Raw genomic sequence first — 21,589 nt, 5'->3', positions numbered from 1 at the left:
GGCGTCAAGAGCGGAGGGCCCCGATTCGTGATGGCCGACCGGTCATCGGATTCGTACGGCGACCGTGCCTGCTATGGTTGCCGGCGACGTCCGGCGGACCCGGTTGCTCGCGGCCCCCCCGGCCCAGCCACGCAAGGGAGCCCCTGATGCCTGCCACCATTTCGTCCACGCCGGTCCGCCCGACGCTCCATCACGCGCTGCGCGCCCTGCCGCTGGCCACCTTGCTTGCGCTTGGCCTGGTCGGCACCGCGCATGCCGATTCGGGCGAGCAGGCACGCTGGAAACAGGAAGCCCAGGCCGTGACGATCACCCGCGACGACTGGGGTATCGCCCACGTACACGGCAAGACCGACGCCGATGCCGTGTTCGGCATGGTCTACGCGCAGGCCGAGGACGACTTCAACCGCGTCGAGACCAATTACCTCAACTCCATGGGGCGACTGGCCGAGGCCGAAGGCGAAAAGGCGATCTGGTCGGACTTGCGCCAGAAGCTCTTCATCGACCCGGTCGAGCTGAAGAAGCTCTACGCGCAAAGTCCCGATTGGCTCAAGCAGCTGATGAACGCGTGGGCCGACGGCCTCAACTATTACCTGGCAACTCATCCGGACGCGCACCCGCGGGTGATCACCCACTACGAACCGTGGATGGCGCTGAGTTTCACCGAAGGCAGCATCGGCGGTGACATCGAGCGGGTTTCCCTCGAGCAACTGCAGGCGTTCTACGGGAAGCCCGACGATGCGCCGGCACCGGTGGCCATGACCCAGGCGCATCCGAGCTGGGTCGAACCGACCGGCTCCAACGGCATTGCCATCGCCCCGAAGCTCACCGCCGACGGTCACGCGCTGCTGCTGATCAATCCGCACACCTCGTTCTTCTTCCGCTCCGAATTGCAGATGGCTTCCGATGCGGGGCTGGACGCCTATGGCGCGGTGACCTGGGGCCAATTCTTCGTCTACCAGGGCTTCAACCACCACATCGGCTGGATGCACACCTCCACCGGCGCCGACGTGGTGGACGAGTTCGCCGAAACCATCGTGCGCAAGGACGGCAAGCGGTATTACCGCTACGGCAAGGAGCTCCGTCCCGTCACCGAGCGCGAGATCACCGTGCCCTACCGCGCTGCGGACGGCTCGATGGCCAAACGCAGCTTCACCGCATACTTCACCCATCACGGCCCGATCGTGCGCGAGGCGGGTGGCAAATGGATCGCCATGGCGCTGATGAACCGGCCGATTCCCGCGCTGGAGCAGAGCTGGTTGCGCACCAAGGCGCACGACTACGCCAGCTACATGAAGGTGGCCGAGCTCATGGCCAACTCATCCAACAACACGCTGTTCGCCGACGACAAGGGCGAGATCGCCTATCTGCACCCGCAGTTCATTCCCCGGCGCGACGACCGTTTCGACTACACCAAGCCTGTCGACGGCTCCAACCCCGCCACCGACTGGCACGGCCTCACGCCGCTGGACCAGGCGCCGCGCGTGGTCAACCCGGCCAACGGCTGGGCCTACAACACCAACAACTGGCCCTACTCCGCCGCCGGCAAGGACAGCCCGAAGAAGGACGACTTCCCGCGGTACATGGACACCTTCGGCGAGAACCCGCGAGGCCTGCACGCCATCCGGGTGCTTTCCGGGAAGGACGACTTCACTCGCGCCTCGCTGATCACGGCCGCGTTCGACTCCTACCTGCCGGCGTTCGCGCGGCAGATCCCGATCCTGGTCGCCGACTACGACGCACTGCCGGCGAGCGATCCGCTGAAGAAGAAGCTGGCAGGCCCGATCGCCCTGCTGCGCCACTGGGACTATCGCTGGGGCATTGCCTCGATGCCGACTTCGCTGGCGGTGTTCTGGGGCGACACGTTGTGGGATGAAGTGAGCAAGGCCGACACCGCCGAGGGACTGTCGATCTACGATGCCATGGCCGAGAAGGCCGGCTCGAAGGCGCGCCTTGGCGCGCTGGTGGAGGCGGTCGACCGGCTGGAAAAAGACTTCGGCCACTGGGGCGTTCCCTGGGGCGAGATCAACCGTTTCCAGCGCATCAACGGCGACCTCGTGCAGCCATTCGACGACAGCAAGCCGAGCATTCCGGTGCCCTTCACCTCCTCGCGCTGGGGTTCGCTGGCCTCCTTCGGCGCGCACCGCTGGCCTGGCACCAAGCGCTACTACGGCACCAGCGGCAACAGCTTCGTGGCCGTGGTGGAGTTCGGCCCCAAGGTCAGCGCACGGGCGATCACCGCCGGCGGCGAGAGCGGCCATCCCGAGTCGCCGCACTTCAACGACGAGGCCGAGCGCTACACCACCGGCAACCTGCGCGAGGTGTACTACTGGCCCGAGCAGCTCAAAGGCCATACCGAGCAGGTCTACCACCCGGGCGAGGGCAAGAACGTCCTCTGACGCGGCATTGGTAGGAACCCGCGGCGGTTGACATGACCACGGCGGGCTCCATGTAACTTCCACGCCACCGCTGGAACCGCCATGACCGCTCCCACCCCGCTCCGCATCGACTTCGTCTCGGACGTTTCCTGCCCCTGGTGCGCCGTCGGCCTCGCGTCGCTCGAGCAGGCCCTCCAGCGCCTGGACGGCACGGTGCAGGCGGACATCCACCTGCAGCCGTTCGAACTCAACCCGCAGTTGCCGGCGGAGGGCGAAGATGCCACCGAGCATCTGATGCGCAAGTACGGCATCGACATGACGCAGGTGGAATCCAACCGGGCGGTGATCCGCGAGCGGGCGGCGGCGGTGGGTTTCGCGTTCAACATGGGCGTGGGCAGCCGCGTCCACAACACCTTCGATGCCCATCGCCTGTTGCACTGGGCCGAGCTGCAAGGCCACCACCTGGCGCTCAAGAAGGCACTGCTGCGCGCCTACTTCACCGACGGCGAGGACGTCGCATCGCACGAGGTGCTGGTGCGCCTGGCCGGCGAGGCGGGTCTGAATCGCGACGAGGCCCGCGGCATCCTGGAAAGCGGCGCCTATGCCGACGACGTGCGTGCGCAGGAGCGCTTCTTCCAGCAGCGCGGCATCCGCTCGGTACCGGCCACGATCGTCAATGGCACGCACCTGATCCCTGGCGGGCAGCCGCCGGAGGTGTTCGAACAGGCGTTGCGCGAAATCGCTGCGTCCGCGAACCGCTGATCAGGCGCCGGTAGCGCGGACCTCGCGGCGGCGACCAAGGCAGGGCAAGCATCCACCGAGCCTTCTGTCACGTACAGGGCTCCAGGAGGATCGTTTCCCCGTCAGGGCGCGCCCTTCATCTCCGCCGGCGCACGCTGGTGCCTTGCCGCTCATTGGACATACTTCCATGCGCCTGCATCCGTCGTCCCTGTTGGGTCCCCTGGTCGCCCTGTTGCTGGCCGCCTGCAGCGCTGGCGGGGACATCACCCGTCCGATTCCGACCCGATGGGTACCTGCTGCGCAACCGCCGCACCGGCTGGTCGTGATGCTGCCCGGACGCGGCGACGACCTCCAGTCGCTGGGCAAGCGCGGCATCGCGCAGACGATCCATGAGCAGTGGCCCGACGCCGACGTCATCCTGACCGGCCTCACCATGCCCTTCTATCGCGAGGGGCGCGCGGCCGAGCGCCTGCATGAGGAGGTCCTTCTCCCGGCCCGCGTGCGGCACTACGACCAGGTCTGGCTGGCTGGCATCTCGCTCGGCGGGCTGGGCGCGCTGATGTACGACCGGGCGTATCCGGGCGAGATCGACGGCATGCTGTTGATCTCGCCCTACCTCGGCGACAAGCCGCTCTATCGCGAGATCCGCGCCGCGGGCGGTCTGGATCGCTGGCAACCGGGACCACCGCAGCGATTCACGGCGCAAACCTACCAGCGCGAACTGTGGCGCTACATCCAGAGCTGGTCCGGCGATCCCGGGCGGGCCGGATCGATATGGGTGGCCTACGGCGACAAGGAACGCTTTCGCGACCGCATCGGCCTGCTGGCCGCGCAGCTGCCGCCGGGCCACGTCTTCGAGCTGCCGGGACACCACAACTGGACGTTGTGGTCTCCGGCGGCGACCACACTGCTGGAACATGCGCGACTGGACCGGACCCGAGTGAACCCGGCCCGGGTGGAACCGGCCCGCACGGAAACTGCCGTGCCGAAACCGGCTCACGCCAAAGCATACATCGGAAACTAGCCGCGGCCGGGGATCTGCAGGCCGCGCTCCACGGCCGGACGGGCCAGCCCTCGCTCCAGCCACGCAGGCACGTTCGACAATTCGTCGAAATGCACCAGGTCGCGCGCCTCGTAGAACCCGACCAAATTGCGCACCCAGCCCAGCGTGGCGATGTCGGCGATGCTGTAGTCCTCGCCCATCAACCACGGTCGCTCGTCCAGGCGCGCTTCCAGCACGCCGAGCAGCCGCCGCGATTCGACGACGTAGCGCTCGAGCGGACGCTTGTCCTCATACTCGCGCCCGGCGAATTTATGGAAGAAACCGACCTGCCCGAACATGGGTCCGATCGCCGCCATCTGGAAAAACACCCATTGGATGGTCTCCCAGCGCAACGCCGGATCGGCGGACAGGAACATGCCCGTCTTCTCCGCAAGATAGAGCAGGATCGCACCGGACTCGAACAGCCCGATCGGCTCGCCGCCCGGCCCGTCCGGATCGATGATCGCGGGGATCTTGCCGTTCGGGTTGAGCGAGAGAAACTCCGGCGTCTTGTTCTCGTCGCGCATGATGTCGACCAGGTGCGGCTCGTACGCCAGTCCGGTCTCCTCCAGCATGATCGACGCCTTCACGCCGTTGGGCGTGTTGAGCGAATAGAGCTGGATGCGGTCCGGATGACGTGCCGGCCAGCGCGCGGTGATCGGGAAAGCGGAGAGGTCGGGCACGGTGGTTTGCTCCTTGGGGCCAGCCGCACAACATGGGGATTGACCGCACCCAGTGCAACGGCCCGCGCGGCCGCAGGAGCGCACCCCGCGCGCGCTGTTTTATCTCCGCTACCAGTGACGCCGGCCGCTATTCGGCGCGGCGCCTACAACCGTTTTTGGCCTGCGAAACTCATCCGAACTGCGGTGTCGTCGACGCCGCTCCCTGCCCCGGCATGAAGTAATCGTGCAGGTACTTTTCGCCCTCGTCGCAAAAGGCGGTCACCACCGTCGTGAGCTCCGGGAAACGCTCTCGCACCCGCTTGGCCGCCAGCAGGTGCGCGCCCGAGCTGGGACCACACAGCAGGCCGTGGTGGCGGGCCAGGTGGCGCATCGCAGCCACGGCATCCTCGCTGGACACGCTGAGCACGTCGTTCACCAGGCCGGCGTTGCGCTGGAAGATGCCGGGAATGAAGCCGTCGGAGATGCCTTCGATGGTGTGCGCGGCGATTTCGCCGCAAAGGATGGTTCGCGACTCGCTGGGTTCCATCGCGAACAGACGCACCCGCGGGTTGGCCTCACGGAAGGCCTGGCCGACGCCAACCAGCGTGCCGCCGGTACCTACGCCCAGCACCAGCGCGTCGGGCAACCGCCCTGATGGCAATTGGGAAAGGATTTCCGGCCCGAGGATCAGCCGGTTCTCCTCCACGTTCCACTCGGACTCGAACTGGCCGGGGAAGAAGAACCCCGGCTGCCGCCCCAACTCCCGCGCCCGCTGCAGCGCCTGGTCCACGTGGAAGTTGCCGCAGAACAACACATCGGCACCATAGGCACGCGAAATCGCCACCCGCTCGCTGGACAGGCCCTCGGGCATCACCACCAGCATGCGGTAGCCCTTGACCGCGGCGACCATCGACAAGGCGTTGCCGGTATTGCCGCTGGTCGCCTCGACGATGGTGTCGCCAGGCTTGAGCAGGCCTTCCTGCTCGGCCCGCTCGATCATGTACTTGGCGATACGCGCCTTGATCGAGCCGGACGGATTGAGAAACTCGAGCTTGGCGTAGATGCCTTCGACCTCGATCAGGGGCGTGTCGCCCACCGCATCGAGCACGTTGGCCGAGACGCCTTCGAACCGCGTCGCCATGGCAGTCAGGCACCCTTGCCCGGATGCGTGTGCTGCTGCATGGCGTCCAGCGCCAGCGCGGAATGCGCGTAGGCGCCGCCGGCGCGCATCTCGGCGGCCACCCAGATGGCCTCCATGATCTGTTGCTCGCTGGCACCATGCTTGAGCGCCTCGGCGGTGTGGCCCTTGATGCAATAGGGGCATTGGGTGACGTGTGCCACCGCCACTGCGATCAGCTGCTTGGTCTGCGCCGGCAACGCGCCCTCGGCGAAGACCGCCGCGCTGAAAGCCTTGAAAGCCTGCAAGGGTTCCGGTGCGAGTTCCCTGCGCTTGCGCGCGAGCGCGGCAGTGGATTCGGGGTATAGCAGTTGCGTCACGGTGTCCTCCTGTCGGTGTCGCTGGCGTCGTCCGGATCCGCGGCGCCAAGGGTCCAGCTGGGTGGATCGCTGGCCGGGAAGCTCTGCGCCAGTTCGTCGTCGATCCTGCGCTCGGCGACCTGGCGCAAGCCGGTGGTGTCCGTGGACGGCGTGCGTTTGACGGGCTTGTTCATGGCGGGCTCCTCGCGGATGTGGCGGATGCGCGCCAGTCATCGACGGCGGCCGCATGATGTTGGCCGGCCCGGTGTTACCGCGTCGCAACGGAGTCACGATGCGCGCGATGGCGGGACTTTGCATTGATACAGGTCAGCGGGCGCTGCGCCGGGTCAGGAACGCCCGGGGAAGATCTGGCAGGAGAGAGCCGCGAGGATCGCCCTCAGGGCACGCCGACGCGGGATCTGGCCCCCGCGACCCTGCCGACGGAGGCGTCCGCCCCCTCCTGCACCGACGCCACCGCACGCGCCTGCCAGCACAGGCTTTCCCAGCGGATCCAGCCGGCCGCCAGTGCCATGCCACCGAAGGTAAGTGGTCCGCCCGGCCAGGAATGCGACTTGAACACGTTGATGCCGAAGCTGGCGACGGCCAGCAGCAGCACAGGCAGCCAGCCGTGTCCCGCCCGCTTGAGGGAAATCGCGCCGGCCACCGCGCCGAACGACAGCGACAGTCGGCCGATCAGGCCCATCAGCGGCGCATCGGTGAAGCCTTTGCCCCCGAGTACGGGGTCGAACCACAACGCATCGATCATGTCGCGCCACGATTCGGGATGACCGGACGCCACCGCTCCTTTGACCAGCAGGCCGATCGCCAGCCCGGCCGCCGTGTCGAACGAGGTGAAGGCCACTGCGAAGACGAACATGCCGGCCTTGCACAATCGCGCCGCCCAATCGGTGCGGTCGCGCACCAGCAGCGCCATCGACAGCGCGGCAAGCGGGAACAGCGGGATCTGCGCGTAGTGAACGAACATCCACCGTTGCACGTCCAGATCGAACAGATCGTGGGGATGCGGGTGGAAAATCTCGACGATCGCCAGCAAAAGCGGTGCGGCAGCGACCGCTGCAATGGCATTCCAAAGCCGCAAGGCGGACACGCTCATGGGTTTCCCTGGGGAAGGTGGCGTGCTGGACGGCAGGCGCATGCGGCCACCCTATCCCGGCCCTGGTCTACGCCATGTGGGGAAAGAGACAAGAACCGCCGCGGCCGGTTGCGACCGATCACGCCACCTGCGGTGGACCTATGGGAGCCGGCACGCTGCTAAAATCACCCGGCTGCGCCGTCTGGCGCGCCATCAACTTCTTGGAGGACGCATGGGATTCCTGCACGGCAAGCGTGCCCTGATCGTCGGCATCGCCAGCCAGCGCTCGATCGCCTGGGGCATTGCCAACGCGATGCATCGTGAAGGCGCGCAACTGGCCTTCACCTATCAGAACGAGCGGCTGAAGGACCGCGTCGACGAAGCCGCCAATGCGTTCGGCTCCAACATCGTGCTGCCCTGCGACGTCGCCCAGGACGGCCAGATCGAACAGATGTTCGGGGAGCTGGGCAAGCACTGGGACGGCTTCGACATCCTGGTGCACTCAGTCGGCTTCGCGCCGCGCGAGGCGCTGCAGGGCCAGTACCTGGACAACCTCACGCGCGAGAACTTCACCATTGCGCACGACATCTCCAGCTACAGCCTGGCCGCGCTGGCCAAGGCCGCGCGTCCGATGATGGCCGGCCGCGGCGGCGCCATCCTCACGTTGACCTACCTCGGCGCCGAACGCGCGCTCAACAACTACAACGTGATGGGTCTGGCCAAGGCAAGTCTCGAAGCTAACGTACGCTACCTGGCGTTCAACCTGGGCCCTGAGGGCACGCGCGTCAATGCGATTTCGGCGGGTCCGATCAAGACCCTGGCCGCCGCGGGCATCTCCAATTTCCGCAAGATGCTCGACCACGTGGACGAGAATGCACCGCTGCGCCGCAGTGTGACCATCGACGAGGTCGGCAACGTCGGCGCGTTCCTGTGCTCGGACCTGGCTTCGGGTGTTACGGGCGAGATCACCTACGTGGACGCCGGCTACAACATCCTGGGCATGACCGGTATCTGACACCGACCCGGATCGCAAACGAACAAGGCGGCCTTCCGGGCCGCCTTTTTTTTTCGATCGGAACATGGGCATCCGCCTCGCACCTGCAGCGATGCCGCCAGCGACAGGACAACGCGATCTGCCCTCTCCCACGCCGTGGGCACCCTCCCAGGCGGCAAAGGCCAAAAGCAAAGAGGCGGCCCGGAGGCCGCCTCTCTGGTTTGCAACGGTGGCCGGCGCCTACATCCGGTCCTTGGCGATCTTGATCTCGGTCTTCGCCTTCAGGGCGTCGATGAAACCTTCGGTGGCCACGTTGCCGTACGCGGCCATCATGCTCTGGCGCAGCATCTTGCGCTGTTCGGGCGTCACCTTCGACAGGTCGCCGTCCTGCACCTTGTCCACCGCGAGCAGCGCGTAAGCGCCCTCAGGCAGGGCCACCGCGGCGAACTGTGGCTTGCCATCCTTCGGATGCGGCAACAGGAAGGCCTCGTCGCGCAATTGCTCGGGCAGGCCTTCCTGCACGCGCAGCGCCTCCGGCACGTTCTGGACGGCGGCCCCTGCCGAAGCGGCCACGACGTCCATCGGCTCGCCCTTCTGCAGGCGCGCCAACAGGCCATCGGCACGCTGCTTGGCCGCCGCGGCGGTGCGCTCGTCGAGGATGTCCTTTTCGATGGCGTCGCGCACTTCGGCCAGCGGCTTCACCGCCGCGGGAACGTGCTTGTCGACGTGAATCACCAGCGAGTGGTCATTGCCCAGGTCGATCAGGCCGGAGTTGTTGCCCTGCACCAGCACGTCGTCAGAAAACGCCGCCTTGGCCACCTTGGGGTCGGCGGCGATGCCGCTCTTGTCACCCTCGCGGGTGAACAGGCCGGTGCTCTTGACCGGCAGGTCCAGTGCCTGCGCCGCGGGCTCCAGCGAGGTCGGGTTCTGGTAGGTCTTGTCGGCCAGCTTGCCGGCCACGTCGTTGTACTTGCGTTCGCGCTCCGCGGCGACGGCCTCTTGCTCGAGTTGGCCGCGTACCTCCTCGAACGGCTTGGCCTGGCCACTGCGAACGTCGCGCAGCCAGATCACGTGGTAGCCCTCGTCCGACAGCACCGGCTTGGAAATCTGGCCTTTCTGCAGCGAAAACAGCGCTTCGTCGAAGGCCTTGTTCGTGACACCCTGCTCCAGCCAGCCGAGGTCACCGCCCTGGCGCCTGGAGCCCAGGTCGGTCGAGTCCTTCTCGGCCAGCTTGGCGAAGTTCTGCGGGGTCGCCTCGGCGGCGATCTGCTCGGCCTTGGCCAGCGCGGCCTTCTGCTGCTGCGGCGTGGCGTTCTTGGGGACGTCGACCAGGATGTGCGAAACCAGGCGCTGCTCCGGCTGCACGAAACGCTGCTTCTCGTCCTCGTAGCGCTTGCGCAAGTCGTCCTCGGTCGGCGGGTTGTCCGCCTTGAGGCCGGCTGCACTCACCTCGACGTAGCGAATGGCTACCTGTTCGGGCGCCATGAATTCGGCCTGGTGCTGCTTGTAGTAGGCCTGGACCTGGGCGTCGGTGACCTTGCTGTCGGTAAGCGCCGGGCGCGGCAGCATCGCGTAGCGCACGTCGCGGCGCTGCAGGCGCAGCTTCAGGAAACGGTCGACCTCATCCCCGGTGACGATGGTGCTGGCCGTAAGCGCATCCGGCACCAGGCTGATCGCCATCGAGGAGCGCACCTCGTCCTCGAACATCGCCGGCGACTTCCGCTGGGCGGCAAGCACGGCCTGGTAGGTGGCCGCATCGAACTGCCCGTTTACCTGGAAGGCGGGGATCGCCGCGATGGCATCGCGCACCGCGCCATCGGAAACACGAAGTCCCAGATCGTCGTTGGCCTTGAGCAGCAACTGCTGGTCGACCATGGCATCGAGCACGCGCTCCTTCGTTTCCGGCTGCTCGTAGACGCTCGGATCGAACTGGTCGCCCATCTGCTCGCTGGCCTGCTGGCGCAGCTGGTTCATGCGGTTCTGGAAATCCTGCTGGCTGATCTCCTGCTTTCCGACCTTGGCCACGAAGGTCTCGGTGTTGGCAGTGAAATAGCCCTCGATGCCGAAGAAGGACATGGCGAACACCGCCACGCCCAGCACGACGATGGACGGCCAGCCGTGCATCTTGTCTCTCAACGACTGCAGCATATGGATTCCCGCGATTCGAAAGCTTTGCAAGCGGCAAAGCATAAACGACAAGGGCGCCACGCGGGCGCCCTTGGAACTACTGGCGGAGTGGACGGGACTCGAACCCGCGACCTCCGGCGTGACAGGCCAGCATTCTAACCGACTGAACTACCACTCCGCGATTCTGGTGGGTGCTGTAGGGATCGAACCTACGACCCTCGCCTTGTAAGGGCGACGCTCTACCGCTGAGCTAAGCACCCGAAACCGAGCGAACTAGCCGCTCAGTTTAGGGCATCCTTGAGCGTCTTGCCAGCCTTGAACGCCGGCACCTTGGAAGCCTTGATCTTGATCGTCTCGTTGGTGCGCGGGTTGCGACCGGTGCGAGCGGCGCGCTTGCGCACGGTGAACGTGCCGAAGCCGACGACCGACACATCGTCGCCCTTCTTCAGCGCCTTCTGCACCGTCTCGAAGAACGCTTCGAGGGCACGGCCGGCGTCGGCCTTGGTCAGCTCGGCCTTTTCGGCGACGGCATTGATCAGATCGGTTTTATTCATTGAGACACTCCCTTAAACGGTTTGCTGCCCGCGTGATCGGTCTGGGACGGGGAACGCCGCCATAAAATGGCATGACCGGCATCCCCCGCAACCCCGCATCGCTACGCCAAATGCACGGCGCTTTGACTGCGGTGTCGTCTTTATACCAGCGCCTCACGGCGGTCCGCAACACAAGCAATACCAACGGTTCCGGCGGTTCCTCGCCAACCCGGACCACTTGCAAATGGCGGCCGGAACGGCTACGGCCGGAAGCCTCCCGAAAGGCGCTCCGTGAACATGAAAAAAAGGCCGCCCGGGGACGGGCGGCCTTGGGGAAAAAACCTTGCGTATCAGTGTGCGCGAGTACGGTTCTCAGCCGTTTCCTCAGTCGCCGGCTCGACCGGCGCATGTTCCTCGCCCGCACTCTCTACCGCCGGCTTGGCCGGACGCAGCGGTTGTTCGAGCGCGATGCCGAGCACTTCGTCGATCCAGCGCACCGCGTGGATGTCCAGCGAAGAGGTGACGTTGGCTGGAATGTCTGCAAGGTCCTTCTTGTTCTCCTCGGGAATGATCACCGTGGTGATCCCGCCGCGGTGTGCGGCCAGCAATTTCTCCTTGAGGCCGCCGATCGGCAGGACGCGGCCGCGCAGCGTGATCTCGCCGGTCATCGCCACTTCCGAACGCACCGGCACCTTGGTCAATACCGAGACGAGCGCGGTGCACATGGCAATGCCTGCGCTCGGGCCGTCCTTGGGTGTCGCGCCCTCGGGCACATGGATGTGCACGTCCAGGTTCTGGTAGAAGTCCGGGTCGATGCCAAGCTGGTCCGCGCGGGCTCGTACGACCGACATGGCCGCCTGGATCGATTCCTTCATGACGTCGCCGAGCTGGCCGGTGTGCACCAGCCTACCCTTGCCCTGGACCACTGAGGCTTCGATGCTGAGCAAGTCGCCGCCAACGGAAGTCCACGCCAGGCCGGTCACCAGGCCGACCTCGTTCTCCTGCTCGGCACGACCGAAGTCGAAGCGGCGCACGCCAAGGTAATGCTCGATGTTCTCGGGCGTGACGGTCACTTGCGTCGCACCCGGCTTCTTCTTCGTCTTGGTCGCGGCCTTCGCGGCCGGTTTGGCCTTGGCCTGCTTGACCTGGCCGAGGGTGAGTTCCTTGACCACCTTGCGGCAGATCTTGGCGATCTCGCGCTCCAGATTGCGTACGCCGGACTCGCGCGTGTAGTAGCGAACGATGTCGCGCACGGCCTCGGAGACGATGCTCAGCTCCTCCGGCTTCAGACCGTTGGCCTTCAGCTGCTTGGGCAACAGGTAGCGCTGTGCGATCGCAAGCTTCTCATCCTCGGTGTAGCCGGGCACGCGGATGACTTCCATACGGTCCAGCAGCGGGCCGGGAATGTTGAGCGAGTTGGCGGTGGCGATCCACATCACCTCGGAGAGGTCCAGGTCGACTTCCAGGTAGTGATCGTTGAAAGCGTGGTTCTGTTCCGGGTCGAGTACCTCGAGCAGCGCCGACGAAGGATCGCCGCGGAAGTCCATCGACATCTTGTCGATCTCGTCCAGTACGAACAGCGGATTGCGCGTGGCGACCTTGTTGAGGTTCTGTACGATGCGCCCCGGCATCGAGCCGATGTAGGTGCGCCGGTGGCCGCGGATCTCGGCCTCGTCGCGCACGCCGCCCAGGCTCATGCGGACGAACTTGCGGTTGGTCGCCTTGGCGATCGACTGGCCGAGCGAGGTCTTGCCCACACCGGGCGGGCCGACCAGGCACAGGATCGGACCCTTCATGGTGTTCACGCGCTGCTGGACGGCCAGGTATTCGAGGATGCGGTCCTTGACCTTTTCCAGACCGAAGTGATCGGCATCGAGCACTTCCTGCGCGACGGCGAGGTCCTTGCGCACCTTGGTCTTCTTCTTCCACGGTACGCCGGTCAGCCAGTCGAGGTAGTTGCGCACCACCGTGGCTTCTGCCGACATCGGCGACATCTGCTTGAGCTTTGACAGCTCCTGCTTGGCCTTGGCCAGCACCGGCTTGGGCATGCCGGCATCCTCGATCTTCCGCTGGAGTTCTTCCAGCTCGTTGACGCCTTCCTCGCCTTCGCCCAGTTCCTTCTGGATCGCCTTCATCTGCTCGTTGAGGTAGTACTCGCGCTGGCTCTTTTCCATTTGCGATTTGACGCGGCCGCGGATGCGCTTTTCGACCTGCTGCAGGTCCATCTCGCCATCGACCAGGCCGATCAAAAGCTCCAGTCGCTGGCCGACGTCGGCCGTTTCCAGCACTTTCTGCTTTTCGGACATGCGCACCGTCAGGTGCGCTGCGATCGAATCGGCCAGGCGCGAGGGATCGTCGATGCCCGATAGCGTGGCGAGCACCTCCGGCGGCAGCTTGCGGCTCTGTTTGACCAACTGCTCGAACAGCGAGACCAGCGTGCGCGAGATGACGTCGAGTTCGCGCTCCTTGGCACTGTAGACCGGCTCGATCACGCGCGAGCGGGCCATCAGCATGCCGCTCTCGTTGCGGTATTCCTCGATGGACACGCGTGCCTGGCCCTCGACCAGCACCTTGACGGTGCCATCGGGCAGCTTGAGCAATTGCAGCACGCCGGCGAGGGTGCCGACCTCGTGCAGGTCGTCGGACGCAGGGTCGTCGATGTCGGGGCTCTTCTGCGCCACCAGCAGGATCTGCCGCTCGCCTTCCATCGCGTGCTCGAGCGCGCGCATGGACTTGTCGCGTCCGACGAAAAGCGGGATGACCATGTGGGGGTAGACCACCACGTCGCGCAGCGGCAGCACCGGGAGTGCGTCGAGCGTGGCGCCGGTAGCGGTAACGGAGGCGTGTTTTGCCATCGAAAAATCCCCGAGGGTTTGTAAGGTTTACCTCGACACTGCGCCGAGGCCTCCGACAGGTCAAGTGGAGTCGACCCGCGCCGCCGTCAAGTCAACTCGACCTTCCGGAGCGGCTGTCATGCGATCTTGCAGTTTCCAGGCCAAGGCTACGCAGCACGTGCCGGACTCGGTGAGAACCACGGCTCAACGCGTCCTGCGCAATCCAGCCTGAGCAGGCGCCTGTGTGCCTGCCGCCAAAAAACAAACGGCCCCGGCAATTGCCGGGGCCGCTGTTTTTTGACGCTTCGCGTCGGTCAGGCGGCGTCGCCGCCCTCACCCGCCACGCGCTGCTGCTGCAGATTGCCGCGATAGATCAGGTAGGGCTCCGCCTGGCCTTCGATCACAGCGTCATCCACCACCACCTTGCTGACGTGCTCCAGCGACGGCAGCTCGTACATGGTGTCCAGCAACACCTGCTCAAGGATGGTGCGCAGGCCGCGAGCACCGGTCTTGCGCTTGAGCGCCTTCTTGGCGATCGCCTGCAACGCCTCCGGGCGGAACTCGAGCTCCACGCCTTCCATTTCGAACAGGCGGCGGAACTGTTTGGTGACCGCGTTCTTCGGCTCGGTGAGGATCTTCACCAGCGCCGGCTCGTCCAGTTCGTCCAACGTCGCCACGACCGGCAAGCGGCCGACGAATTCCGGGATCAGACCGAACTTGACCAGATCGGACGGCTCGACTTCGGCCAGCACTTTGCCCAGGTTCTCGGTACGCTCCTTCGAGCGGACCTCGGCCGAGAAGCCGATGCCGGTGGTCTCCGAACGCTGCTGGATCAGTTTTTCGAGGCCCGCGAACGCACCACCGCAGATGAACAGGATGTTCTTGGTGTCCACCTGCAGGAATTCCTGCTGCGGATGCTTGCGTCCACCCTGTGGCGGCACCGACGCCAGCGTGCCCTCGATCAGCTTGAGCAGCGCCTGCTGCACGCCTTCACCGGAAACGTCGCGGGTGATCGACGGGTTCTCGCTCTTGCGCGAAATCTTGTCGATCTCGTCGATGTAAACGATGCCCGACTGCGCCTTGTCGACGTCGTAGTCGCACTTCTGCAGGAGCTTCTGGATGATGTTCTCGACATCCTCGCCCACGTAGCCCGCTTCGGTCAGCGTGGTGGCGTCGGCGATGGTGAACGGCACATTGAGCAGGCGCGCCAGCGTTTCGGCCAGCAGCGTCTTGCCCGAGCCGGTCGGGCCGATCAGGAGGATGTTGGACTTGCCGAGCTCGACCTCGTCGCTCTTCTGGCGCGATTCCATGCGCTTGTAGTGGTTGTACACGGCCACCGCCAGCGCCTTCTTGGCGCGGGTCTGGCCGACCACGTACTGGTCGAGGGTTTCCATGATCTCGCGCGGCTTGGGCAGATGGCTGCGCCCGGAGGCGGCCTTCTCCTCCAACTCCTCGCGGATGATGTCGTTGCAGAGCTCCACGCACTCGTCGCAGATGAACACGGATGGACCCGCGATCAGCTTGCGCACTTCATGCTGGCTCTTGCCGCAGAAGGAGCAGTAGAGAATCTTGCCGCTGTCGTTGGAACGGCCCTGCCGCTCGTCGCTCATATCAGGTCCTGCTGTGTTTCGGTTGCGGCGCCAGAATAGCACAGGGCTCCGCGCCTGCTTGCGCCTGCGCGGAGCATGCTTCCTGGCGATCTAATCGGCCAGAATCAGGCGGACTGAAGTCAGGCAGACTTGACGGTTTCGACGCCGCGGCGGTCGAGCACCTGGTCGATCAGGCCGTAATCCCTGGCCTCCACCGGATTCATGAAACGGTCGCGCTCCATGTCGCGCTCGATCTTCTCCAACGGCTGACCGGTGTGGTCGACGTAGAGCTGGTTCAGGCGCTGGCGGATGTACAGGATCTCGCGTGCCTGGATCTCGATGTCGGTCGCCTGGCCCTGGGCACCGCCGGAGGGCTGGTGGATCATGATGCGCGAGTTGGGCAGCGAGAAGCGCTTGCCCTTGGCGCCAGCCATCAACAGCAGCGAGCCAGCGCTGCACGCCTGGCCGATGCACATGGTGCTGACGTCGGGCTTGATGAACTGCATGGTGTCGTAGATCGCCAGGCCCGCAGTGACCGCGCCACCGGGGCTGTTGATGTACAGGTGGATGTCCTTGTCCGGATTCTCCGACTCCAGGAACAGCATCTGCGCGATCAGCACGTTGGCGACCTGGTCGTTGACCTCGCCGACCAGGAAGATCACTCGTTCCTTCAGCAGGCGCGAGTAAATGTCATAGGACCGCTCACCGCGAGCGGTCTGCTCGACGACGATCGGCACCAGGTTGAGGTTCTGGATCGGGGCCATGGCCATGCGTGCTTGTTCTCCGGATGAGGCCCGCCTTCAGGCGGGCCTGATGATGGTGCCTGGCAGTGTCGCTCAGGCGCCGGCCGGGCGCATCACTTCGTCGAAGCCCAGATGCTTTTCGGTGGTCTTGGCATGTTCCGCCACCCACTCGGCCACCTGGTCTTCCATCACGCGGTTCTGCAGCCCAGACATCAATTGGGGGTCGGCGTTGTAGAGTTCAACGACCTTCTCCGGTTCCTCGTAGGTCGAGGCGATGGCGGCCAACTGCTCGGCCACGCGCTTGCGATCGATCTTCAGCTCCTGCTTGCGGGCGATCTCACCCATCAGGAGACCGGCGATCACGCGCTTGCGGGCCATCGGCACGGCCGCCTCGACGAGCTGCTGCGGCGGCTGCTGACCGCGCGGCACGCTACCGGCGGCGAGGTTGCGCGCCTCGGACTGCACCATCAGGTGCGGGACGTCGAGGCTCCCATGGGCGTCGGCCAGCTTTTCGGCCACCTCGGCCTTCAGGCGGCCCATAAGAGTGGCCTTGAGCTCACGCTCGAGGTTGGCGCGGACTTCCTTGCGGAAGGTGTCCAGGTTGCCGTCGGCGATGCCGAACAACTGGGCGAACTCCTCATTCACCTCGGGCAGCTGCGGCGCCTGCACCTTGATGATCTTGAAGCTGACCTGGGTGGTCTTGCCGGCGAGCTGGGGATTGCCGAAGTCTTCCGGGAAGGCGATTTCGCTCTCGAACTCATCGCCTGCCGTGCGGCCGGTGAGCGCCTCATCCAGCGCCTTGAACAGCGTGCCCGAACCGAGCACGCTGCCGGCGCGCTCCAGGCCCTCGGCCGGGAAGCGGTAGTCGCCCGCGGTGGCGGCATACTCGAACATCACGAAGTCGCCCTCGGCCGAGGCGCGTTCGACCTCGTCGAAACTGCGGCGCTGCAGGCGCAGGGTTTCGATCATCTTCTCGATGTCGGCGTCCGTCACTTCGGCGACCGGGCGGCTGACTTCCAGCGCGGCAACATCGATCTCGGGGAATTCCGGCATCACCTCGAAGGTGGCGGTGTAGGCGATCTCGCCGTTCTCCGGCTTGCCCGTGGTGTCGATCGAAGGGTTGGCAACCGGACGCAGGTTCTCCTTCTCGAAGGCCTCGCGCAGCGTGCTGCCGATCAGGTCGGACAGCACTTCGCCGCGTACCTGCGAGCCGAAACGCTGCTGGATCACGGTCGCCGGCACCTTGCCCGGGCGGAAACCCTTCAGGCGCACCGTGCGGCCCATCTCTGCGATGCGCGCACTGACCTGCGACTCCAACTGGTCCGCCGGGAACCGCACCGTGAGCTTGCGCTCGAGCTTGCCGACGTTCTCAACCGAAAACTGCATGACGACTCCTGGTGACTCTCGTGATGGGCCGGCGTGCGGGCCGGCCTTGCATAAATTGAAAGGGAATGGTGCGAAAGGAGGGACTCGAACCCTCACGGGGGTTACCCGCCAGAACCTAAATCTGGTGCGTCTACCAGTTCCGCCACTTTCGCGTCGCGCCCCGCGGACTGGAAGCGGCGGATTCCGAACGGAAATCGGCCCAAGCGCCCCGCCCCGCTAAGTCGATGATTCCCTTGCGCCAAAGCGGGGCATTTTACGGTTGCGCGGCGGGGCAGCACAAGCGCGGCCTTGGATGATGGCGCCCGCCCACAGGGCAGGATCCGCCGTCCTCACCGCCCGGACGCGAGGGCTGGCGGGGGCAGGGTCAAGACCTGGCCTGTTGCCATAGCGAAGCGTTCGATAGAGAGCCCACCGGTCCTCTCGCCAGGCGAGACGAAGAAGCGCTCAAAAGAAAACAGGCGCCCGGTTTCCCGGGCGCCTGTCTTGTATTGGTGGGCCGTGTAGGATTCGAACCTACGACCAATTGATTAAGAGTCAACTGCTCTACCAGCTGAGCTAACGGCCCGTGAAACTTTCAAATTGGGGTGAGCGATGGGATTCGAACCCACGACATCCGGAATCACAATCCGGGACTCTAACCAGCTGAGCTACGCCCACCATAAAACTCTAAGGAAGCTGGCGCGCCCGACAGGAATCGAACCTGCAACCGTCGGCTTAGAAGGCCGATGCTCTATCCGGTTGAGCTACAGGCGCATGTCGAAAGCATAACGCCTGCTGGTCGGGGCAGAGGGATTCGAACCCCCGACATCCAGCTCCCAAAGCTGGCGCTCTACCAGACTGAGCTATACCCCGTAGCAGATCCGTGGAACGCTTTTCGCGTACCGAAGCCCTCGAATGCTACGGGCGACGCTTCACCTCGTCAATCCGTATCCAGCGCACCGGAGATTCCTTTCCGGTCCCATCCGTGCCTTCGGCGCCGATGGACAGGTCATATCGAAACATGACCTGCGGTACAAGTGGCGCGCCCGGAGAGATTCGAACTCCCGACCACCAAGTTCGTAGCCTGGTACTCTATCCAACTGAGCTACGGGCGCGCATTAAAACTGGTTCGCCGTGGCACTGCCGCCGAAGCGGTGGGTGCCGAAGCAAGAAGCGGAATTATTCAGATTCGGCGCGGTTGCGTCAACACCTTTTTCAAAAAATCTTCGCGTTCATCGACGCCAGGATTTCTCGCCTCTCGCCAGCCCGCAAATGTTTGGACGTCCAAACTGAGCGGGCTCGCGCGCCAGAAACACCCCCGCCCCTGCCACGCAGGACAGGAAGCGATTGCCGTCAGCCGTGTGGCTGCGTGGCCGGGTCACCGAGCTTGGGCGAGCCGGCGTCGCCGCGCGGCGGCAGGTTCGGCGGCACCGGGCCACCGGAGGTCGGCTTGGACCAATCGGCGGGCTCACCCGGCTCGCGGCCGGCCATGATGTCGTCAATCTGGCGTGCGTCGATGGTCTCGTACTGCAGCAGCGCGTCAGCCATCACATGGAGCTTGTCCAGGTTGTCGGTCAGCAGCCGCTTGCTGCGTGCGTAGGCGCGATCGAGGATATCGCGCACGACCTCGTCGATGCGCCGCGCGGTCTCGTTGGAAACGTTCTTGTGTTGCGTGACCGAGCGCCCGAGGAACACTTCGTCCTCGTCCTCGCCGTAGGTGACCGGGCCGAGCTCGTCGGAAAGACCCCATTTGGTAACCATGTTGCGCGCCATCTTGGTGGCCCGCTCGATGTCGTTGGAAGCGCCGGTGGTGACCTTGTCGGCACCGAAGATCAGCTCTTCTGCCACGCGACCACCATAGAGCGAGCAGAGCTGCGATTCGATCGCCACCCGATTGATCGAGTACTTGTCCGCCTCCGGCAGGTACATGGTCACGCCCAACGCGCGACCGCGCGGGATGATGGTGACCTTGTAGACCGGATCATGCTCGGGCACCAGGCGACCGACAATGGCGTGGCCGGCCTCGTGGAAGGCAGTCAGGCGCTTCTCGTCCTCGCTCATGGCCATCGAGCGGCGCTCGGTGCCCATCAGGATCTTGTCGCGAGCCTTGTCCAGATGGCTCATGCGCACTTCGCGCGCGTTCTCGCGCGCGGCGAACAGGGCCGCCTCGTTGACCAGATTTGCCAAGTCCGCGCCGGAGAAGCCTGGCGTGCCGCGCGCGATCACCATCGGGTTGACGTCGCTGGCGGTCGGCACCTTGCGCAGGTGCACCTTCAGGATCTGCTCGCGGCCCTTCACGTCCGGCAGGCCAACCACCACTTGGCGGTCGAAGCGACCCGGGCGTAGCAGCGCCGGATCGAGCACATCGGGGCGGTTGGTAGCGGCGATGACGATGATGCCCTCGGTGCCCTCGAAGCCGTCCATCTCGACCAGCAACTGGTTCAGGGTCTGCTCGCGCTCGTCGTGGCCGCCGCCCAGGCCCGCGCCACGATGACGGCCGACCGCATCGATCTCGTCGATGAAGATGATGCACGGCGCATGCTTCTTGGCCTGCTCGAACATGTCGCGCACGCGGCTGGCGCCCACGCCGACGAACATCTCGACGAAGTCCGAACCGGAAATCGAGAAGAACGGCACCTTGGCCTCGCCGGCAATGGCCTTGGCCAGCAGCGTCTTGCCGGTGCCCGGCGGACCGACCATCAGCACGCCGCGCGGAATCTTGCCGCCAAGCTTCTGGAACTTGCCCGGATCGCGCAGGAACTCGACCAGTTCGCCAACTTCCTCCTTGGCTTCATCGCAACCGGCGACGTCGCTGAAATTGACCTTGACCTGGTCCTCGCCCTGCAACTTGGCGCGCGAACGACCGAAGCTCATCGCCCCGCGTCCGCCGGCACCGGCCTGCATCTGGCGCATGAACCAGATGAACACGCCCACGATCAGGATGATCGGCAGCCAGTTGACCAGCAGGCCCAGCAGCGAGAAGCCGTTGTTCGACGGCTCCTGGGTCACAACCACGTTCTTGTCCTGCATCTGCTTGACCACCCCATTGGTGGAAAAGCCGAGCACGGGTGCGACGGTGCGGAAGGCGCTGCCGTCTTTCAGCTTGCCGGTGATGGTGGCGGGATTGTCGGCGCTGATCGTGGCGCTGGCGACATTGCCGCTGTCCACGCTCTGCACGAAGCTCGAGTACGGCAGGTCGGAAGAGGAGCCGCCGTGCGGATTGAAGCTCTGGAAGACCGTCAGCAGGACCACCGCGATGATCAGCCAGAGCAACAGGTTTTTCGCCATTTCGTTCATGCGCGGGTCTCGTCCGTTTGCCCGCCGACGGCCTTCTTGCCGGTGGCGAGCGCATAAACCTCGCGCGAACGCGCGCGCGAAGCCTTGGGTTTACGCATGGTTACGCGCGCGAACTGCGCGCGCAAGTTGCGCAGGTAGTCATCGAAGCCGGCGCCCTGGAACAGCTTGATCAGGAACGCGCCGCCCGGCTTGAGCCACTGCCGGGAGAAATCCAGCGCCAGTTCGGCCAGGTCCATCGCGCGGATCTGGTCGGCCAGCGCCACGCCACTCATATTGGGGGCCATGTCTGACAGTACAAGATCGAGCGGCTGGCCGCCCAGGCGTTCTTCCAGTTGGCGCAACACCGTTTCCTCGCGGAAGTCGCCCTCGATGAAATCGACTCCGGCAATGCCTTGCATCGGCAGGATGTCCAGCGCAATCACCGTGCCGTTGTCGCCCAGGCGCTGGCGCACGAGCTGGGACCAGCCACCCGGCGCCGCGCCCAGGTCGACCACGCGCATGCCCGGCTTGAGCAGGCGGTCGCGGTCGATCAGCTCCTCCAGCTTGAATACCGCGCGCGAGCGCAGCCCTTCGGCTTGCGCCTTTTTCACGTAGACGTCGTCGAAGTGCTCCCGGAGCCATCGGGAGCTGCTTTTGCTGCGGGACATGCGGCAGGGGCACCGATGGGGGAAGACGCCCGCATGATACCCTTTACGGCCCCCCGACCGCGAACTGTGGA

The 21,589-nt window shown here is 65.2% G+C and carries 17 protein-coding genes and 8 tRNA genes; 4 read left to right on the top strand and 21 right to left on the bottom strand.

The annotated features are described in order from the left end of the window. Nucleotides 1-146 precede the first annotated feature (146 nt). The 3 genes from ACFWZ1_RS08170 (at nucleotide 147) to ACFWZ1_RS08160 (ending at nucleotide 4,140) form a co-directional block, all read left to right on the top strand. Nucleotides 147-2,396: a penicillin acylase family protein gene (locus ACFWZ1_RS08170; RefSeq protein WP_439666028.1), complete on the top strand. Its 2,250-nt coding sequence runs from the start codon at nucleotides 147-149 to the stop codon at nucleotides 2,394-2,396. An 81-nt stretch (nucleotides 2,397-2,477) separates the two neighbouring features. After that, the gene (locus ACFWZ1_RS08165; RefSeq protein WP_439666027.1) at nucleotides 2,478-3,137 is read left to right on the top strand and encodes a DsbA family oxidoreductase; all 660 of its coding nucleotides are present in this window, start codon (nucleotides 2,478-2,480) and stop codon (nucleotides 3,135-3,137) included. 166 nt (nucleotides 3,138-3,303) lie between these two features. Further along, on the top strand, nucleotides 3,304-4,140 hold the full coding sequence (locus ACFWZ1_RS08160) for an alpha/beta hydrolase-fold protein (protein WP_439666026.1): 837 nt from the start codon (nucleotides 3,304-3,306) through the stop codon (nucleotides 4,138-4,140). Here the strand turns inward: ACFWZ1_RS08160 and ACFWZ1_RS08155 are convergent. The 5 genes from ACFWZ1_RS08155 to ACFWZ1_RS08135 form a co-directional block, all read right to left on the bottom strand. Further along, nucleotides 4,137-4,841, bottom strand: a complete 705-nt coding sequence (locus tag ACFWZ1_RS08155) for a glutathione S-transferase N-terminal domain-containing protein (RefSeq protein ID WP_439666025.1) — start codon at nucleotides 4,839-4,841, stop codon at nucleotides 4,137-4,139. The genes ACFWZ1_RS08160 and ACFWZ1_RS08155 overlap by 4 nt on opposite strands. Nucleotides 4,842-5,010: 169 nt before the next feature. Then, on the bottom strand, nucleotides 5,011-5,961 hold the full coding sequence (locus ACFWZ1_RS08150) for a PLP-dependent cysteine synthase family protein (RefSeq protein ID WP_439666024.1): 951 nt from the start codon (nucleotides 5,959-5,961) through the stop codon (nucleotides 5,011-5,013). A 5-nt stretch (nucleotides 5,962-5,966) separates the two neighbouring features. Next, the gene (locus ACFWZ1_RS08145; RefSeq protein ID WP_439666023.1) at nucleotides 5,967-6,317 is read right to left on the bottom strand and encodes a carboxymuconolactone decarboxylase family protein; all 351 of its coding nucleotides are present in this window, start codon (nucleotides 6,315-6,317) and stop codon (nucleotides 5,967-5,969) included. Further along, nucleotides 6,314-6,490 carry a hypothetical protein gene (locus ACFWZ1_RS08140; protein WP_439666022.1) on the bottom strand — a complete coding sequence of 59 codons (177 nt, stop codon included), beginning with the start codon at nucleotides 6,488-6,490 and terminating at the stop codon, nucleotides 6,314-6,316. The genes ACFWZ1_RS08145 and ACFWZ1_RS08140 overlap by 4 nt, the downstream gene beginning before the upstream one ends. Nucleotides 6,491-6,693: 203 nt before the next feature. After that, a complete protein-coding gene (locus ACFWZ1_RS08135) occupies nucleotides 6,694-7,410 on the bottom strand; it encodes a hypothetical protein (RefSeq protein ID WP_439666021.1) in 717 nt (238 codons plus the stop codon). A 211-nt stretch (nucleotides 7,411-7,621) separates the two neighbouring features. Here ACFWZ1_RS08135 and ACFWZ1_RS08130 point away from each other — a divergent pair, with 211 nt between their 5' ends. Then, nucleotides 7,622-8,404: an enoyl-ACP reductase FabI gene (locus ACFWZ1_RS08130; protein WP_231325415.1), complete on the top strand. Its 783-nt coding sequence runs from the start codon at nucleotides 7,622-7,624 to the stop codon at nucleotides 8,402-8,404. Nucleotides 8,405-8,623: 219 nt separating this feature from the next. Here ACFWZ1_RS08130 and ACFWZ1_RS08125 read toward each other — a convergent pair whose 3' ends face one another. From ACFWZ1_RS08125 to rlmE, 16 genes are all read right to left on the bottom strand, one after another. Further along, the gene (locus ACFWZ1_RS08125; RefSeq protein ID WP_439666020.1) at nucleotides 8,624-10,531 is read right to left on the bottom strand and encodes a SurA N-terminal domain-containing protein; all 1,908 of its coding nucleotides are present in this window, start codon (nucleotides 10,529-10,531) and stop codon (nucleotides 8,624-8,626) included. 80 nt (nucleotides 10,532-10,611) lie between these two features. Then, nucleotides 10,612-10,688, bottom strand: a tRNA-Asp gene (locus ACFWZ1_RS08120). 7 nt (nucleotides 10,689-10,695) lie between these two features. Continuing rightward, a tRNA-Val gene (locus tag ACFWZ1_RS08115) sits at nucleotides 10,696-10,770 on the bottom strand. 21 nt (nucleotides 10,771-10,791) lie between these two features. Beyond that, on the bottom strand, nucleotides 10,792-11,064 hold the full coding sequence (locus ACFWZ1_RS08110; RefSeq protein ID WP_209623098.1) for an HU family DNA-binding protein: 273 nt from the start codon (nucleotides 11,062-11,064) through the stop codon (nucleotides 10,792-10,794). A 329-nt stretch (nucleotides 11,065-11,393) separates the two neighbouring features. Further along, nucleotides 11,394-13,898, bottom strand: a complete 2,505-nt coding sequence (lon, locus tag ACFWZ1_RS08105; RefSeq protein WP_231325411.1) for an endopeptidase La — start codon at nucleotides 13,896-13,898, stop codon at nucleotides 11,394-11,396. A gap of 293 nt (nucleotides 13,899-14,191) precedes the next feature. Then, a complete protein-coding gene (gene clpX, locus ACFWZ1_RS08100) occupies nucleotides 14,192-15,487 on the bottom strand; it encodes an ATP-dependent Clp protease ATP-binding subunit ClpX (protein WP_209623092.1) in 1,296 nt (431 codons plus the stop codon). Nucleotides 15,488-15,606: 119 nt separating this feature from the next. Further along, complete coding sequence (gene clpP / locus ACFWZ1_RS08095; RefSeq protein WP_231325409.1) at nucleotides 15,607-16,236, bottom strand: ATP-dependent Clp endopeptidase proteolytic subunit ClpP; 630 nt, start codon at nucleotides 16,234-16,236, stop codon at nucleotides 15,607-15,609. Between the two features lie 66 nt (nucleotides 16,237-16,302). Next, entirely contained in the window at nucleotides 16,303-17,595 is a 1,293-nt protein-coding gene (tig, locus tag ACFWZ1_RS08090; protein WP_439666019.1) for a trigger factor, read from the bottom strand. Nucleotides 17,596-17,661: 66 nt separating this feature from the next. Next, nucleotides 17,662-17,747: transfer RNA gene (locus ACFWZ1_RS08085), tRNA-Leu, on the bottom strand. A 337-nt stretch (nucleotides 17,748-18,084) separates the two neighbouring features. Continuing rightward, nucleotides 18,085-18,160: transfer RNA gene (locus ACFWZ1_RS08080), tRNA-Lys, on the bottom strand. A gap of 15 nt (nucleotides 18,161-18,175) precedes the next feature. After that, nucleotides 18,176-18,252: transfer RNA gene (locus ACFWZ1_RS08075), tRNA-His, on the bottom strand. Nucleotides 18,253-18,271: 19 nt separating this feature from the next. After that, a tRNA-Arg gene (locus tag ACFWZ1_RS08070) sits at nucleotides 18,272-18,348 on the bottom strand. Nucleotides 18,349-18,370: 22 nt separating this feature from the next. Next, nucleotides 18,371-18,447: transfer RNA gene (locus ACFWZ1_RS08065), tRNA-Pro, on the bottom strand. Between the two features lie 165 nt (nucleotides 18,448-18,612). Continuing rightward, a tRNA-Arg gene (locus ACFWZ1_RS08060) sits at nucleotides 18,613-18,689 on the bottom strand. 238 nt (nucleotides 18,690-18,927) lie between these two features. After that, on the bottom strand, nucleotides 18,928-20,871 hold the full coding sequence (ftsH, locus tag ACFWZ1_RS08055) for an ATP-dependent zinc metalloprotease FtsH (protein ID WP_231325405.1): 1,944 nt from the start codon (nucleotides 20,869-20,871) through the stop codon (nucleotides 18,928-18,930). Continuing rightward, nucleotides 20,868-21,518 carry a 23S rRNA (uridine(2552)-2'-O)-methyltransferase RlmE gene (rlmE, locus tag ACFWZ1_RS08050; RefSeq protein WP_231325403.1) on the bottom strand — a complete coding sequence of 217 codons (651 nt, stop codon included), beginning with the start codon at nucleotides 21,516-21,518 and terminating at the stop codon, nucleotides 20,868-20,870. Before rlmE ends, ftsH begins: the two co-directional genes overlap by 4 nt. Between the last annotated feature and the right edge of the window lie 71 nt (nucleotides 21,519-21,589).

The sequence above is a fragment of the Frateuria sp. GZRe14 genome (genome assembly GCF_051900395.1).
GTDB lineage: Bacteria > Pseudomonadota > Gammaproteobacteria > Xanthomonadales > Rhodanobacteraceae > Frateuria_A > Frateuria_A edaphi.
Note: the sequence above shows the minus strand (reverse complement) of the source record. Positions and strands in the feature narration are given on the sequence as shown.